At 43.4% G+C, this 16655-nt stretch carries 19 protein-coding genes and 1 tRNA gene; 16 read left to right on the top strand and 4 right to left on the bottom strand.

The features are described 5' to 3' along the window. The first annotated feature begins 16 nt into the window (after positions 1–16). The 8 genes from QVC79_RS10640 (at position 17) to QVC79_RS10615 (ending at position 2735) form a co-directional block, all read left to right on the top strand. Positions 17–541 carry a methylated-DNA--[protein]-cysteine S-methyltransferase gene (locus tag QVC79_RS10640; RefSeq protein WP_270592858.1) on the top strand — a complete coding sequence of 175 codons (525 nt, stop codon included), beginning with the start codon at positions 17–19 and terminating at the stop codon, positions 539–541. Positions 542–786: 245 nt separating this feature from the next. Then, complete coding sequence (locus QVC79_RS10635; RefSeq protein ID WP_287642479.1) at positions 787–945, top strand: hypothetical protein; 159 nt, start codon at positions 787–789, stop codon at positions 943–945. 39 nt (positions 946–984) lie between these two features. After that, positions 985–1158, top strand: coding sequence for a SufE family protein (locus tag QVC79_RS17775; protein ID WP_353844576.1), 174 nt, complete (start codon positions 985–987; stop codon positions 1156–1158). Then, on the top strand, positions 1134–1337 hold the full coding sequence (locus tag QVC79_RS17770) for a SufE family protein (protein ID WP_353796035.1): 204 nt from the start codon (positions 1134–1136) through the stop codon (positions 1335–1337). The genes QVC79_RS17775 and QVC79_RS17770 overlap by 25 nt, the downstream gene beginning before the upstream one ends. A 71-nt stretch (positions 1338–1408) precedes the next feature. Continuing rightward, on the top strand, positions 1409–1579 hold the full coding sequence (locus QVC79_RS10630; protein ID WP_117722722.1) for a diguanylate cyclase: 171 nt from the start codon (positions 1409–1411) through the stop codon (positions 1577–1579). Between the two features lie 59 nt (positions 1580–1638). Then, complete coding sequence (locus tag QVC79_RS10625; RefSeq protein ID WP_027200946.1) at positions 1639–2076, top strand: DUF5053 domain-containing protein; 438 nt, start codon at positions 1639–1641, stop codon at positions 2074–2076. A 76-nt stretch (positions 2077–2152) separates the two neighbouring features. Next, positions 2153–2413, top strand: coding sequence for a type ISP restriction/modification enzyme (locus QVC79_RS10620; protein WP_416336069.1), 261 nt, complete (start codon positions 2153–2155; stop codon positions 2411–2413). 61 nt (positions 2414–2474) lie between these two features. Next, positions 2475–2735, top strand: a complete 261-nt coding sequence (locus QVC79_RS10615) for a hypothetical protein (protein ID WP_287642478.1) — start codon at positions 2475–2477, stop codon at positions 2733–2735. Between the two features lie 413 nt (positions 2736–3148). Here QVC79_RS10615 and QVC79_RS10610 read toward each other — a convergent pair whose 3' ends face one another. Further along, on the bottom strand, positions 3149–3382 hold the full coding sequence (locus QVC79_RS10610) for a helix-turn-helix domain-containing protein (RefSeq protein ID WP_270592865.1): 234 nt from the start codon (positions 3380–3382) through the stop codon (positions 3149–3151). 144 nt (positions 3383–3526) lie between these two features. Here QVC79_RS10610 and QVC79_RS10605 point away from each other — a divergent pair, with 144 nt between their 5' ends. From QVC79_RS10605 to QVC79_RS10585, 5 genes are all read left to right on the top strand, one after another. Then, complete coding sequence (locus QVC79_RS10605) at positions 3527–3988, top strand: hypothetical protein (RefSeq protein WP_270592867.1); 462 nt, start codon at positions 3527–3529, stop codon at positions 3986–3988. 86 nt (positions 3989–4074) lie between these two features. Then, positions 4075–7395: a SusC/RagA family TonB-linked outer membrane protein gene (locus QVC79_RS10600; protein WP_270592869.1), complete on the top strand. Its 3321-nt coding sequence runs from the start codon at positions 4075–4077 to the stop codon at positions 7393–7395. A 4-nt stretch (positions 7396–7399) separates the two neighbouring features. Beyond that, entirely contained in the window at positions 7400–8914 is a 1515-nt protein-coding gene (locus QVC79_RS10595; RefSeq protein WP_270592871.1) for a RagB/SusD family nutrient uptake outer membrane protein, read from the top strand. A gap of 18 nt (positions 8915–8932) precedes the next feature. Further along, positions 8933–9559: a fasciclin domain-containing protein gene (locus QVC79_RS10590; protein WP_229783031.1), complete on the top strand. Its 627-nt coding sequence runs from the start codon at positions 8933–8935 to the stop codon at positions 9557–9559. A gap of 12 nt (positions 9560–9571) precedes the next feature. Beyond that, on the top strand, positions 9572–9991 hold the full coding sequence (locus QVC79_RS10585) for a hypothetical protein (protein WP_229783030.1): 420 nt from the start codon (positions 9572–9574) through the stop codon (positions 9989–9991). Positions 9992–10258: 267 nt separating this feature from the next. On the opposite strand, the gene QVC79_RS10580 is transcribed toward QVC79_RS10585, so the two are convergent. Then, entirely contained in the window at positions 10259–10597 is a 339-nt protein-coding gene (locus QVC79_RS10580) for a peptidase associated/transthyretin-like domain-containing protein (RefSeq protein WP_270592874.1), read from the bottom strand. A gap of 717 nt (positions 10598–11314) precedes the next feature. Beyond that, positions 11315–11388 (bottom strand) — tRNA-Pro (locus QVC79_RS10575). A gap of 225 nt (positions 11389–11613) precedes the next feature. On the opposite strand from QVC79_RS10575, the gene trxB reads away from it, so the two are divergent. After that, positions 11614–12573, top strand: a complete 960-nt coding sequence (gene trxB / locus QVC79_RS10570; protein ID WP_087422032.1) for a thioredoxin-disulfide reductase — start codon at positions 11614–11616, stop codon at positions 12571–12573. Positions 12574–12664: 91 nt separating this feature from the next. Further along, complete coding sequence (locus QVC79_RS10565) at positions 12665–13276, top strand: hypothetical protein (RefSeq protein ID WP_270592876.1); 612 nt, start codon at positions 12665–12667, stop codon at positions 13274–13276. Here the strand turns inward: QVC79_RS10565 and QVC79_RS10560 are convergent, their stop codons facing one another. Beyond that, a complete protein-coding gene (locus QVC79_RS10560) occupies positions 13277–14278 on the bottom strand; it encodes a DUF2027 domain-containing protein (RefSeq protein ID WP_124316787.1) in 1002 nt (333 codons plus the stop codon). A 189-nt stretch (positions 14279–14467) separates the two neighbouring features. Between QVC79_RS10560 and hutU the strand changes: the two genes are divergently transcribed. After that, complete coding sequence (hutU, locus tag QVC79_RS10555; RefSeq protein WP_124316786.1) at positions 14468–16477, top strand: urocanate hydratase; 2010 nt, start codon at positions 14468–14470, stop codon at positions 16475–16477. Positions 16478–16655 lie beyond the last annotated feature (178 nt).

The following is a 16655-nucleotide window of genomic DNA, read 5'->3' as shown; positions in this document are numbered from 1 at the left end:
ATAAAAAGTAGAAGAAATGATACAAATTCAACATTATGAATCTCCCTGTGGAGAGCTGATTCTTGGCTCTTTCGAGGGTAAACTTTGTTTGTGTGACTGGATGTTTGAAAAACGCAGGGCATCTATTGATAAACGAATTCAGAAAGCGCTAGGGGGCGATTACGAAGAGGGTGTTTCTGACGTGATCCGGGAAACAATCATCCAGCTTGACGAATATTTTGCTCGTCAGAGGAAAACGTTTGATATTCCGCTCGTCTTTACGGGAACGGAGTTCCAGAATTCGGTGTGGCAGGAGTTGCTGAATATACCATACGGCAAAACGGTGTCTTATGGTGAGTTGGCTAAAAAGTTGAGAAACCCGAAAGCTGTTCGTGCCGTGGCTGCGGCTAATGGTGCGAATCCTATTTCGATTTTTGTTCCTTGTCATCGGGTGATTGGGGGTAACCATAAATTGGTTGGTTACGGGGGAGGCTTGGAGGCTAAAAAGGGATTGCTGGATTTGGAGATGGGGGTGCAAAGTTTGTTGAATGGTATGCGGTAAAATTGTGCATAATAGCTATGTTTGTGAGAATAAAGCTAGGGGCATGATGAACAAAATGCAATTAAATTTTAATATCGGAAATAGAATATTTAGCGGTGATTCTTCGGAGTTACCGTTATTTTTATGTTCAGATATTTATAGGTAATTAATTACCTATATTTGTAATATGATCAATATATGAGTTGAACGAGGCAAACAACGATATGTTGAATGAGGCGATGAAAATGCAACGGTGACTCGAATTAATGCAGTTGATCCTGACGGATATGCGGGAAGAGAGTAAAAATTGTGGGGTGTTGGAGTTTGTCACGTCACCAGTACAAGTAATGCCATTGGAGCCGTCATTGTTTTTCGGTCATGGCGGTTGGGCGGCTTCATTTGTTCGTAAACAGACTGTAATATGAAAGAGAAAATTGATGCGTTGAAAGAGACTTTTTTTATTACTGCCGGAATGGGCGGATCGCTATAATTATTTTGTTGAGCTGGGGGAATCTTTACCTACAATGCCCGTGGCATTTCAAGTACCGGAGAACCGGATTGCTTGCAATTCGATGTTGTATTTCTACGTGTGCCATACTAAGACCTTTGCTATATATTTGCTTCTGCCAATGCCGTGATACTTGCTGGGTTGGCCGCTATGCTTTTTAACCTCTGCAACGGGGTATCACGGAAGGACATCCGGGATAATATGCCGTATCTACTTGCTACCTTAAAAGAATTGGGGTTGATTGATAATCTCACGCTGTCGAGGCGTGTGGCACTATTGACAATGGTTGAGAAAATAACGAATTCATAAAAAATGATTCAACGAATATTTTGTAATAAACAAATGTTTATCTATATTTGTAGTGTAAAAGTTTCTTTGAAATGTTTTCCTATGAAGAGCTAAAGGCTCGGATAGAACATGAGAAAAATAGTCTTAGGTTCTATGTCCTTTACTGGCATATTTTGAAAAAAGATATGTCGGAAGAGGAACTGGAGAGAATGATTGACTTTCATTTAGATCGTTTGATCGAACTACTGCGGTTGAAAGGTTGACAGGAAGCTCTCGAAAGAGGGCTTCCCAAAGAAACTTTACAATTTTAAATATTTTAGATATGGCAAGTTACAAAGAATTAAACGAGGAATTGGAACAAATGAAAGCGGAATTCTTGACTCTTCATTCCGAGGAAGAAGAGCGGGAATTTGGTGAGAAGATGGAACGATTTGTAGCTTCCAAAAGCCCGGAAGATCGTAAAATTCTCGCTCAAGCGTTTGTGAATGGTGCGAAGGAATCTTGTGAACGTGCGGAGAAATTATACGATGAAACGTTACGTGTTTATCTGGAAGGGATATATGAATCAATTTCGTGGTCTTATGTTGCTCGACACTATTTTGGAAAGAGTCGATCATGGTTGTGTCAGCGTATAAATGGGTTGAAGATTAGAAATAAAGAAGTACAATTTACCGAGAATGAAAAGAAGATATTATTAGATGCGTTACTTGATTTAAGTAATAACATTAAACGTACAGCTCTTGTTATAGGGCATCTCTGAAACTTTTACAACTTTAGAGGAAACCCGCCACGAGAATGGCGGGTTTTTTAATAGTAAAATTGCTACGATTTGTTTTGTGGATAATAGTAATTTTACTATCGAAAATATTCCAGTAGAGGCTTATGATTATGTAGTAAATGGTAAAAGTGCTATCGAGTGGATTATGGAACGTTATGCCATCACTACTCATAAGGATAGCAGCATTACTAATGATCCTAACTGTTGGGCTGTAAAGCATAATAATCCTCGCTATATACTAGATCTTTTGCTAAGTGTGATTTACTTAAGTATGGAAACCGTAGAGATTGTGAATAAATTACCGAAACTAATCTTTTAATTGTCAGAATGAAGAGTTTACAATGATAAATTATGACAAAATAAGGGAATGTAGGGTTAAAATGGCAATGAATGCCGATGGTGGATTTCGATTGTCTGTTTTTGCTATAAATGAATTATTAGGAAAGCAACAATATATTACAGAAGAAGCTATACGTGAAGGTTTTGATTTCGCAAAAGCGAAGCAGGAAAAGGAAATAGAGGAAAGTGACTTTACTACGAATGAAGAGAAAGAAGTTGAAAAGAAACGGAGAGAGTTATTTCTTAAACTTTTGGAAGAGCAAGTTAAGCTATATCTTAAAAGTCAGCACAGATTACTGTGACGTACTAGATAAAGAAAAGAATTATATAAATCTAAGTTTGTTTTTTTATTAGTTTTAAAATCAGAAAATGTATTGAAAAACAAAAAAGTATTTATATATTTGCAGATATGATACTAAATAGGTAGGAGAGCCTATCTTAAAAATATTGTGAGTTTATTCTAATCTTTACTTGAAAAATCGCCAATTTTAGAGAAACAAGATTAGACATGAGATTCACGCAGGTTAGCGTGGGTTGTTGTCTATTTGTTTCAAGGCGTTTGGCGATGCCTCAAGTAAGATAGAATTTACAATCCTCGCTTTTTATTGTATAATTTTTGTTTGGGGGATTGGGCAAAATTAATACTTATAATTATGGATGAGCCGCCATATTAGTTTATTAAAAATTAGAAATATCTTCTGGCAAAAAGACTCTTTTAAAAATTAGAAATATCTTCTGGCAAAAAGACTCTTGGAGAGCATTTCATGGCTTTAGCAAAGGCAAGTAAGTTATTAAGATTATATTTTTTCTCTTTTTTACCTGCCTCGACTGTGGCAATGAACCCGGAAGAATAACCGGACTTGATTGCAAGATCATCTTGTGTTAAACCAAGTTGATTTCTCCTATCTCGTACTCTGTCAATGACGTATTGTTCAATTTTTGTTAACATGAAATTTGTGTTTTAAATTATTGCAAGTAAGAGATTTTTAATGTTAACTAAACTAGCCTATAGTCTAGTAAATATTCTTTAAATGAAGATGAAAAAGTGGAAAACTAAAACACAATTTAATAGGACTAACTAGAAACAAACAAAATGAAAGAACCCCAAGAATTTATTCCCGATGAAGATCTGCAAAGATTCTTCCTAACTGGAACTCTATTTCTCAATCTATCAGAAGAGCTAGAACAACAAGAGTATAACAGGCTACGCATGTTGTACAAGCTACACAAAAGTGTACACGACCTATTGTTTCATCTTTATCAATGTAATTTGAACACGCATTGTTTAGACGTTTGTGAAGTGTTCGGATTCTATTTCGTTGAAAAAGAAGGGGCAAAGAAAAAGAAACACCACATGAGCGCACGCTTGTACAACTACATTCGTTTTGTACAGCAAATTATGAAATCGAAAAGTATGATTACTGATTATTTATTGTACAGTGCCGGGCAATTAGATGAATTGGAGCGCATTGCTAGTATTTATTATCAAAAGGATATAGGGAAAGAAATAACAAGAGAGGAAATTTTTCAACGAAAGGGACAGGAGAAAAAATAAAACAGGGGGATATTCGCTGACTAGGAACCTTTGAATATCACCCCCTTGTATTAATCAATTATATAAATTAACTAATGATCAAAGTTATGAAAAAAACTTCTGACAGGAAAGCTTTTAAACGAAAGTTACAATCGAGAAAATTAACCGTGATCGTGATTATCCGTTTCGTCATGATCTTGCTTGCTGGTTATCCTTTACTGGTGAGTGCGGGAGAGGGAAACGCACCCCGGGACGGAGGTTACCGGGTAAAAGGAAAAGTGGTCGATCGGAAAGGTGAACCTTTGCCCGGGGTAACGATCCGATTGGATAGTACCACGGTGGGGAGCGTGACGGGACAGGACGGGACGTTCGTTCTCTTGTTGCCGGAGAGGGAAGGCGTGCTTGTTTTCTCGTTTATCGGTTACGAAACGGCACGGGTGAGATACAACGGGGAAACGGCCCCTTTACTCGTGACGTTGAAAGAAAAAGTTGCGGCTCTGGATGAGGTGACCGTGGTTGCCTACGGCACGCAGAACAAGCGGGAGGTCGTGGGGGCCATGTCTACGGTAAAGGGGGAGGACCTTGAGGATATTCCCTCTCCCTCGCTGGCTAACTTGTTACAAGGACGGGTGGCAGGCATGAACGTGCTGAACACGACAGGGGCTCCCGGCGGCGGAGGAATTTCCGTGATTATACGAGGGTTTAACAGCTTGTCGATAGAATCATCTCGACGGGGATCGGAACCCTTGTGGGTGATAGACGGGGTGCCCATGTTATCGTTCACCTCTCCCGTGACGGGAACGAACACGCTGGCAGAGATTGACCCGAATGATATTGAAAGCGTGCAAGTGTTGAAAGACGCTGCCTCTGCCGCTATCTACGGTTCACGGGCGGCCAACGGGGTGATTCTCGTGACGACGAAAAAGGGACGCTTGAACCAGCGAGCCAAGGTGAGCGTGAATGTATCGAGGACTTTCATTTTTGACCCAGCGTTACCTGACATCACTGGAGGACACCGGGAACGCCTGCACCGCCTGGAGGCTTTGCGTGATTATCAGCAAGCGGCCTATAACGGGGAAACGAACACGTACGAGTACGTGGCGGGGTACAAGGATTCTTACTTGAATCGCTTACAGTATGATTACTTCTGGAATATGGGTGACGGGGCGAATGTTGCTCCTTATCAAGACAGCTTGAATAAATTCTATAATAATTCAACGAACTTGTTTGATTATTATTTTCGCACGGCAAGGGTGACGGATGCCAGTTTGCAGTTGAGTGGGGGAAATGCCGGAATCACGTATAACGTGGGAATCGGGTATTATGACGAATCGGGCGTGTTGAGAAACACGGGATTCTGGAGGGTGAAAATTTTGGGAAATTTCTGCATGATGCCATTTCCCAAATTAGAAACTAATATGCGTTTTTATCTTGCCCGTGCGGAACGTAAAAGATCATCACGGGAGATAAACAGGTACGGGTTCACGTCGGGAACGGAACTGGAACAGGTGCCGGAGGAGTTGCTGAACACGTCAACCGTGCTGCCGGGACCGGGAAATGCCGCTTTCGACGAGCTGGTCAAACGCTTTGAAACAATTAAAGAGAAGAATGAATCGTATCGTTTGCGGGTGGCTTTCGACGTGAGTTACGAGTTCGTGAAAGGCTTGACTTTCAAATCGTCGTTGTCCGCGGATTATTCCCAGCAAAACCAGCAATTGTTCATGCCCTCGGAAGTCGATGAATACAAGGAAACTTACTCAAGTGGTCAAATCTCTCGTAACTTGATGTTGTTGAACGAGAATTTGTTGACCTATAAGCACACCTTTGCCGAGGCGCATACCGTGGACGTGCTAGTCGGACTCTCGTTCCAAACGGACGAGATGTATCTGAATTCCGGCTGGGGACGAGGGGCTCCTTCTAACTTGATTCACTACGTGAGTTGGGAAGGGAACGTGTACGACACGAAAGATAACCGTTCCCTGAAGGATTTTACTTCCGACAAGGAGAAGAGTACGATGGTCGGTGTGTTCGGTCGGGTGAATTACAATTACTTGCAGAAATATCTCGTGTCGATAACTTTGCGAAGGGATGCCAGTTCAAAATTCGGGGAAAAAGTTCGCTGGGGAACTTTCCCATCGTATGCGATTGGTTATGCTTTCTCGGAAGAGTCGTTCATGGCATGGGCTAAAAGGGTACTGGATTACGGGAAGATACGGGTGAGTTTCGGGAAATCGGGCAGGCAGTTTGACCAACCGTACGTGGCGTACGGGGTGCTTGGGGCGAGCAAGCCATTTCTGGGTAATCCGACAGTGGAGCCGGAACTAGGTTTCGGGTTGATAAACCGGGAACTGACATGGGAAGAAACCCGCCAGTGGGATGTTGGGATGGATATGGACTTGTTGAATTATCGTCTTGGTGTGGTGGTGGATTATTATCGCCGTTATACCGATAAATTGCTTTATCCTGTACGTTTACCGGGCACGCATAACGGGTACTCGGCTCAATGGCAGAATGCTTACGGGATTTTGAATGAAGGCGTGGAAGTCATGGTGAAATGGGATATTATGCGAGAACGGGAGGTGAAATGGGATATGACCTTTAATATTGCCCGGAACTGGAACAGGTTGAAAAAGAGTCAGGATGGGAAAGATTTTTCGTCTAACGCGGGTTTGAATAACATGAACGTGATCGGGAAACCGCTGAACGGGATTTACGCTTTCAGGACAGCGGGATATTATAATTCGATGGATGAAGTGCCTTGTTATTATATTGACGGGAAATACACCCCATTGGGAACGCTTAAAACACAGTTTTACAGGCCGGGAGACCGGGTTATCGTGGATGCGGACGGGAATGGCCGGATAGAGGCAAATTCGACGGAAGAGGATCGTGAGTACGTGGGGGCTCCCTTGCCATTGGCTAGTGGGGGAATCACGACATCTTTGGAATGGATGGGATTTGACTTGAATATGTTGTTTAATTACGTGTTGGGACGTCATATTCTGAATGCCGGACGGGGTGCCTCGGTGGGGACCGTGGCAGGAATGATCGTGGAGGATATCACGAAACCCGTGTTCGAGGATTTGGGAAAGGTTACTTTTTGGCAGAAACCGGGAGATCGTACTGATTACCCGAAGAACAGGCTAGAGGCAGGATTATATAATTTTAGCACGAATATTTACGCGAACGTGCAGAATGTGAGTTTTATCAAGTTGAAAACGATCACGTTGGGGTATTCTTTGCCAGAGGCGGTAAGAAAGAAACTTCATTTCGGGGCAAGGGTGTTTGTTTCAGCCGAGAACTTGTTCACTATCACTAATTATAAAGGGGCTGACCCTGAAAGCGTGGACGTGGTGACGGGGGTTGATAATTTGGGTAATTACCCGCTTGCCCGACGGGTGACGATAGGTTTAACGATTAACTTGTGATAATATGAAAAAAGTAATATATCTTTTTTTGATGGTTGTGTTGTCTGTTTCTTGTTTCGACGATTTCCTGACGGAGGAACCGGAGACGTTGGTAACTAATAATAATTTTTGGCAAAACGAGAAAGACGTGGAAAGTGCCGTGTACGGGATGCATCGTTGGTTTCGTTGGGTGATCGGCCGGGTGGACGTACATTACCGGGATCGAGGGTTACCTTTTGATAACCTTGGGAGCTGGGCGAACATTTCGAATAATGACTTGAGTAGGTTCACGCCGGATGACCCGAACACTTACTGGGGCTACGAGTACGAGTTAGTGGCCGAGGCTAACACGATTGCGGATAATATTGGACGGGCAAATATGCCGCAAGAACGTTACAATTTTTATCTCGGGCAGGTGTTGACAATCAGGGCATGGAGCTATTTTTACATTATCCGTAATTGGGGGGATGCCCCTTACATTATACACGCGGAGGATGTCGGGGAGAGAGGTCGGATGGCGTGGCAGGATATTGCGGATGCGATTATCGATGATTTGAAGTTGGCGGTTGGGTATCTTCCTCGTGTGAACGATTTGCGGGATAGCGAGGGGAGAATGATAGATAGTAAGCAAGTGCCTTCCCGGGGAACGGCGTTTGCAATCATGGCTCAAGTGTATGCATGGAAGGCGGCTTTGAATAACGAGCCGGAGTTGAATAAGCTGGCGATTGCAGCCTGTGATTCAGTGATAGATAGCGGTTCCTATGCTTTAGTGGGAAGCATAAAGGACGTGTGCGAGCGGGTGATGCTGGGGAATAGCGAGGAAGGAATATTTGAGATTGATTACCGGAACACGGAGGATGATTTAAAGTCAGGAGGTTCTTATCTAGCAGCGTTTTGCCAATCATGGCCGATCATGCCTAATAGAACTCCGGCCACGAAAAGACGCGGGTTACGCCTTGATAATACAACCGTCTATAAGATGTATCCGGACAAGTCAGACCAGCGTCGGGAGGAGTATTTTTACAAGCTCGACAGTATGGCTGGCGTGTCAACTTCGATCACGCAGGGGGCTGCCTACGTGCGAAAATTACGGCATATATTGCTTTACACGAGTGGTAGCGAGATTGGACAACTGAAATCTTTCGAGGATAACGAGATTATTATCCGGTTGGCGGATATGATCTTGTTGAGAGCCGAGCTGAAAGCCAAGACGGGTGACACGGATGGTGCAATCCGGGACTTGAACCGGGTTCGTAACCGGGCCGGGGTGCGGGATTATTCACTCGCAGACGGGGATTTACAAGATGTTATTGCAGATGAACGTGATCGGGAACTCTTTTGCGAGGGAATTTCCACGCGTTATTTTGACATCATGCGTAACGGGACTTTCCGGGAGAAATTGCGGGGAAACTTCAAAACATTGACGGAACAAGATGTGGCAGACGGGGCATTGTATTATCCCGTGGCACGGCAGGCTTTTGAGGATAATACACTGATGAGGCAGACTTCTTATTGGAAACGTAACGGATTTTCTTTTTAGTAACTTGATAACATGTAAATGATGAAAATATTTTATGTTTTTTTGGTGTTGTGGGTGGTTTTCACGGGATGTGATAACGACTTTTATCATGATTCAGGTTTAGCTGATGGTAAACATGATTGCACGGTGTGGGAATACCTACAAACGGATCATTATAACTGGGATTCGGTGATCGTGATGATTGAACATGCGGGATTGAAGGATGTTTTTGACGGGACGAATCCAGGGTTTCAGCAGATTACTTTTTTTGCTCCCACGAATTTGTCGATCAATCAATTTTTGTTTAAAACAACGGACGAGGCAGGAGAAATGGTTTACTCTTCCGTGAAGGAGGTGCCTGCGGAGTTGTGTCGGGAGATGTTGTTGGCACATGTACTGGATAGGCGGATGATGAAAGAGGATTTTGATTACGAGGTGAAAGGAACGCTTACAGGAGGTACGATGGTGACAACAATCGGGGGTGTCGAATTAAGGGTGTATAGGACACTAACCCCGTATAACGGGATACCGGATATTGGTCCGGAAAGCTTGTTCTTCCATGCTGTCTTGAGTGGTCATATTGCTATGGTTGCCTCTGCGGATATTGAAATGACGAATGGCGTGGTACATTCGTTGAGTTACACGTATGAATTTACTGAATTGTAATAATTTGAAGATATGAAAAGAATGTATTGGATAGCGAATTGTTTGCTTTTAATCGGGATGTTACAGACGGGATGTCAAGATAGAACGGTGGGTTTTCTAGATATTCGTCATGCTGCTTATGCTCCGGATTCCATGATCGTGAAAGCCGGGCTTGACCCGGATGATGATGCTTATCAGATCAAATTTAAAATACCTTGGCAATCCGGGGAGATGGAGGGAGTGGAGGGAACAAACCCGGTGAAGTACACGATTCGGAATGTCCGGAGTGAACACCCCGAAGCTGTTGCACAATTTCGAATGTTTGGGCGTGGACGAGTAGAATTACCTTGGAATCACACGGTTCCTGTCGGACGTTACGTGATAGATATGCGAATTTCTAACGAGGGACATTTTTGTGACCTTGATTCAATTTTCATCGTGATCGTGAGGTGACTTCAATATAGATGCTTTTGTGTTGTGAATTTGGGATACTTTTGTTTATTTTGCACATGAAAGTGATTGGATAAAGTTGCTCTTTTCAAGAGTGTGAATTATCTTTGTGTATAGAGTAGTCGGGCTATGTTTTCTTGTAAAATCATAGTGATTTTGAATAAGTAAGCATATATAACAAACGTACTTCCCGGCTACTCTCTTTTGTACATATATGAAAAGGATACCCTAGCGTATCCTTTCCAGTTTTTTGTATCTTGCAATAGTTGTTTATTGCATGTAGATAGACACGTTCGTGTTGTCTTTACTTAAGTCAAAGTCTTCTGTTCGGGTAGAGTAATCCCCATAATCTGGGTCTGAGAACTTGAGAGTTGCTGTTTGACTTGAATTTTTCACGATAATGGGGAAATGACCGGAAACATCCGTTTTTGTTGAACTAGATGAAGTTCCGTTGATTTGCTGGATGTAGATTCCTTCTAACGGTTGATGTGACGATAGGTCATAAACCGTTCCGCTGATTGTTCGTTGAACTTCTGGAGCTGCTGCATTCGTGAATGCGAAACACGTGATTGCACACACGAATAAACTAAGAAATAATAGTCTTTTCATCGTGATAAATTTAAAAAATAAGGCATGTAGGGGAAATCCCATTTATAATAAACGTATTCACAAGGTAGGATTATTTTTGGACAAAAACAAGAAATTAGGTGAAATAACTTTGAATTTGTGAATGGACAGAATGATTTTTCTAATTGTATGATGCTCTTGATACCATATATTTATGCTTGAGAAGGGGTAAAAATTGGCATATTGAAGAATAGAAGGTTGATCTAATTTTTTAGGTGAGCTTGAATTTCGTGATTGAATTATTTTTTCTACTAAGCATTTTGATTGTAAGTAAAATTGTAGTACACTTGTAATGTAGAACCTGCCGGGCCTAGTTGTTGTAAAACAATGCCTAAATTGGCAGGTCGTTTTTTATCTCTGAAGTATATTATGCCTTGAAGGTCATGTTGTCCTGATGAAAAATCGAGGACTTAAAATTGAAGATGAGAAAAAGGGGGCAGTTATTTGGAAAATATTGGTTATTTTTGATTGAGTATGATCCATTATTAGAGAGAACTAAAGAATATCATATAAAAGAGGAGCAGCTTTTAAAAAGATTTTTGACCTAATACTAAATACCATAGGAGTTTTATTTGTTAGATGGTATTGGCTCACGTTAGCCCCTAATTTTTCACGTTAACCCAAAAAGTATAATAAAAATGTAATCGCAATAAAAAAGAGAGGTTGTTTTAACCTCTCTAATTGTTTGATACTCAGTAGTCGGGATGACAGGATTTGAACCTGCGACAACACGCCCCCCAGACGTGGACTCTACCGGGCTGAGCTACATCCCGAAATGCGGATGCAAATGTAGTAAAAAAATTTGGAATGAAACAAGGAGTTGAGAGAAAAATCTGATGATTGTTTGTGCTTTTGGGCTTAGATTGCAGGTTTTCATGGGTTTGGGGAATGAGAATACGGGGATATGGGGTAAAAAAAATTGGATAAACCATTTTTTTAGGTAACTTTGCAACCCATTACGTGAAATTGTATTGTAAATTAAAAGAAAGGAATTGTCTATGTCAACAGAAAATGCTATAGAAAGAGTTAAATGCTTGATTATAGGATCAGGGCCTGCCGGGTATACGGCAGCGATATACGCATCGAGAGCTAATTTGAATCCGGTGTTGTACACGGGAATGCAAATGGGTGGTCAGTTGACCACGACCACGGAAGTGGAAAACTTCCCGGGATACCCGGAAGGAGTGACCGGTCCGGTGATGATGGAAGATATGAGAAAACAAGCGGAACGTTTCGGAACGGATATTCGTTTCGGGATCGCGACGGATGTTGACTTTTCGGGTCATCCTCACAAGGTTACGATCGACGGGGAGAAGGTGATCGAGGCGGATGCTGTGATTATTGCAACGGGTGCAACTGCCAAGTACTTGGGTCTGCCTTCAGAAGAGGCATTCCGCGGGGCTGGTGTTAGTGCTTGTGCAACTTGCGACGGATTCTTCTATCGCGGAAAAGACGTGGCTGTTGTAGGTGGTGGAGATACTGCTTGCGAGGAGGCTACTTATTTGGCCGGGTTGTGTCGTAAAGTATATTTGATTGTTCGTAAGAACTATTTGAGAGCATCTAAGGCTATGCAGGAACGCGTGTTCAGAACGGAAAACATTGAAGTATTGTTCGAGCATAACACGTTGGAATTGTTTGGGTCAGACATGGGAGTTGAGGGCGCTCGTTTGGTGTACAAGAAGGGAACCCCGGAAGAGGCAACCAAGGAGATCAAGATTGACGGGTTCTTCCTGGCTATTGGGCATACTCCGAATACAGAGGTGTTCAAAAAATATATTGAAGTCGACGAGCAAGGGTATATCATTACCGAAGGTAAGTCTTGCAAGACGAATGTACCGGGTGTGTTTGCCGCCGGAGACGTGATGGACCCGACTTATCGTCAGGGAATTGCTGCTGCCGGAACCGGTTGCCGTGCTGCTATTGATGCGGAACGTTACATCGGAGAATTACACGCATAAGTGATTTTCTCTCGAAAAAAACTTTTTTGAAATAAAATAAAAGCTGTTTGAAGGTGTCTTTGAACAGCTTTTTCCATTAAAATGATGAATGATGATGAGATACTGCTTTGTTTGTTTGCTGTTGGTAATCGTTTCTTTCGGGCGAGTGAATGCTCAGGAAAATCGTAATGGTTTTCGCTTGGACACGATCTATAAATCCGGGGCAAAACGCCAAGTGGTGAAAGCTCCCGTGAAAAAGAGTGTCCCTTTGAAATCGTCCGTGTCCCGGAAAGCGGGAAAATGGACATTAAGCGGTTCTTGCGGGATGTCCTTCGGGGATTATACCAGTATTGATGTTTCTCCCCAGATCGGGTATCGTTGGAACGAGTTTTTCTCGGCGGGGGGAGGGGTAAGTTACAATTATCACCATTCTTCCAATCGTTATGATATGAATTATCTCGGGGTAAACGTGTTCGGGCGGGTGAACCCGGTGCGGTATATTGCCCTCCAAATCCAGCCGGAACTGAAGGGAAGTTGGGGAAAATCGTATGAGAAGAAGATTGACTTCCGTTATGTCCCCACGATGCTAGTGGGGGGAGGTGGAGTTATTCCCACCGGAACAGGCTCTATCTCCGTGATGTTTTATTATGACGTGATACAGGATAAGTATTCTCCTTACGGGAAAAATTGGGTCTGTTCCGTGGGGTATTCCTTTAATCTTTGATTATTTTATCGTGACCATCGTGGCCCCGTAACCATATTGCTTGAAAGAGGCGTCCTGATGGTTGAAACGTTTGTATTTGGTTTGAAGTTCCCAGAGGATACGTTGCCTTAATACCCCGTCTCCTTTGCCGTGTATGAACACGATCTTTTGGCCCCGGCGGAGTTTGTATTGTTCCAGTGTTTTATGGAACACGTCCATCTGGTAGTCCAGCATATCCTTGTTTTCCATGCCTGTCGTGTCGTCGAGTAGCTTGTCAATGTGCAAGTCGATCTCGATGATGTTGCTATTGGATTGTTTGGGAGTTTCCTTGTGGGACGTGTCTTCCGTTTTATGAGGCGTTTTTTGTAAAAATTGTTCCGGAATGGTTTCCAAGCCTTCTTCTTTGACGATGGATTCTTTGTCCAGCGGTCGGAGTAGCGAGGTGGAATTAAACCAGCGGGTATGTTTGTAAGCTCCCGCTTTACACAAGTTTACCGGGGTGACTTTGATTTGCGTGTCGATGGCGTTTTTCAGAACGTGAACGCCTTTCTGATAGAACACGGATTGCACGTGTATCGCTTTAATCGTGTCGATTTCTTTGAGCGAGTAATTGCCGATCAGGTATGTCGTGTTCGGGTTGCAGTTGCCTGCCGTAATCCCGGTGTACTTTTCCCCGTCATGAAACGAGATGGAATAAAGACTGGTTTGAGTGGTATCGTTCACGAAATAAATATCGAACCGACTTTCTGTCAGGTTGTTGAAATTTTCGGGGACGAACGCGATGTAAAGGGTATCGGCCGATTCCATGACCACGTTTTTCTGTCCGGATGCGGATGTGGCGGAAACCGTTTTTGTCGTGTTACTGTCGGAATGAATGACCACTAGGTTATTCACGGATGCGGGAATTTCGAACCCGTATTCGTCACAATACACGTTCACGGTGTTGTTGTCAATGATGCCGGTAACTTTACCCTCTAGCTTGTCTGATATAAACCGTACAATGTCGCCTATTCTTATATTCATGTCGTCTTCTGTTTTATTGTTAGGCAAAAATAGTGTTTTTTTCATTTGAAAATATTAATTTAGCCAGCCGATTGGTGAGTTAAAAACTAAAAGTTAAAAACTAAAAAGTGGGAAAGTAGAGACTAAATTAATGATTATTAGTTGATTCGTGGGGAATGGCAATAATAAAATGAAGTAAAAGATAATATAATGACATTACAAGAATTTCAACAATCAATTAGGGAAGGGATTCCGGCAGAATTGCCGGCTCCGAAGGCTTACGAGCCGGAGATTAACCATGCCCCTAAAAGGAAAGACATCCTGACGAAAGAAGAAAAGAAACTGGCGATACGTAACGCTTTACGTTATTTTGACCCGAAACACCATGCCGTGTTGGCCCCGGAGTTTGCCGAGGAGTTGGAGAAATACGGGCGTATTTACATGTATCGTTTCCGTCCGGATTACAAGATGTATGCTCATAATATCAATGATTATCCTCACAAGAGCCTGCAAGCGGCGGGTATCATGCTGATGATGAATAATAATTTGGATTATGCTGTGGCTCAACATCCTCACGAGTTGATTACTTACGGGGGCAACGGGGCGGTATTCCAGAACTGGGCTCAGTATCGTCTGGCAATGAAATACTTGTCGGAGATGACCGACGAGCAGACGTTGGTGTTATATTCCGGTCACCCGATGGGATTGTTCCCGTCGCATAAGGATGCACCGCGTGTCGTGGTTACGAACGGTATGGTGATTCCGAACTATTCCAAACCGGATGATTGGGAACGTTTTAACGCTTTGGGTGTTTCCCAGTACGGGCAGATGACTGCAGGCTCGTTCATGTATATCGGTCCGCAGGGAATTGTTCACGGAACCACGATTACTGTGTTGAATGCCGGGCGTAAGATTTCCAAACATGGAGAAGGATTAGCCGGAAAATTGTTTATCACCGCGGGATTAGGTGGTATGTCTGGTGCGCAGCCGAAAGCCGGGAATATTGCCGGATGTATCAGTATTACAGCCGAGATTAACCCGAAAGCCACGCATACCCGTCACTCTCAAGGATGGGTGGATGAGGTGATTGATGATTTGGATAAACTGGTGGAACGGGTGAAAGTGGCTCGTGAGAAGAAAGAGACTGTTTCCATTGCTTACCAGGGGAACGTGGTGGACGTGTGGGAACGTTTCGCGGAGGGTGATGTGCCTGTTGAACTGGGATCAGACCAGACGTCATTGCATAACCCGTGGGCTGGTGGTTACTATCCCGTGGGCGTGAGTTTCGAGGAGTCCAAGCGGATGATGGCCGAGGAGCCGGAGTTATTCAAACAAAAGGTACAAGAATCTTTGCGTCGTCACGTGGCTGCTATTAACAAGTGCGTGGCACGTTTCAATACTTATTTCTTTGATTACGGTAATGCGTTCTTGTTGGAGTCTTCCCGTGCGGGTGCTGACATCATGAAGCCGAACGGTGATTTCAAATACCCGTCATACGTGCAGGATATTATGGGACCGATGTGTTTTGACTACGGTTTTGGTCCGTTCCGTTGGGTATGTTCCAGTGGTGACCCGAAGGATTTGGCGAAGACGGATGAGATTGCAGCTCGCGTGTTAGAGGAAATCAAGACACATTCCCCGAAAGAGATCCAACAACAGATGGATGATAATATCCGTTGGATCAAGGCTGCCATGGAGAATCACTTGGTCGTTGGGTCGCAAGCCCGGATCTTGTATGCCGATGCTGAAGGTCGTATTAAGATAGCCGAGGCGTTTAACAAGGCTATTGCTACCGGGGAAATTTCTGCTCCCGTGATTTTAGGACGTGATCATCATGACGTTTCCGGTACGGATTCTCCTTATCGTGAGACTTCAAATATATATGACGGATCTCGTTTCACGGCCGATATGGCTATCCAGAACGTGATCGGGGATTCTTTCCGCGGCGCGACTTGGGTATCTATCCACAATGGTGGTGGTGTAGGTTGGGGAGAAGTTATTAACGGTGGTTTCGGGATGATGCTTGACGGTTCTGCCGATAGCGACAGACGTTTGAAGAATATGTTATTCTGGGACGTGAATAATGGAATCTCCCGTCGTAGCTGGGCTCGTAACGAGGGGGCTGTTTTTGCCATCAAACGTGCCATGGAAGCAAACCCGAATTTGAAGGTGACATTACCGAATTTTGCCGATGACCAGTTGATCGAGTCATTGTTTTAAATAAAATATTTTTGATGTGCGGGGAATACTTTTAGGAGTGTTCCCCGTTTTTTATTCCCCTTCTTCTAGGGTAACGAGTGTTACTTGCACTGTAGTTGTACCGTAGTCTCGTTAGTAAGTCAACGGGAAGTTGACGTGTCGGGGGCGTGAATGTGTGCTTGATTTTATCTTGAAATGG

The sequence above is a fragment of the Butyricimonas sp. genome, from assembly GCF_019423355.1.
Lineage (GTDB): Bacteria > Bacteroidota > Bacteroidia > Bacteroidales > Marinifilaceae > Butyricimonas > Butyricimonas faecihominis.
This window is presented reverse-complemented; position numbering and strand designations above follow the sequence as displayed.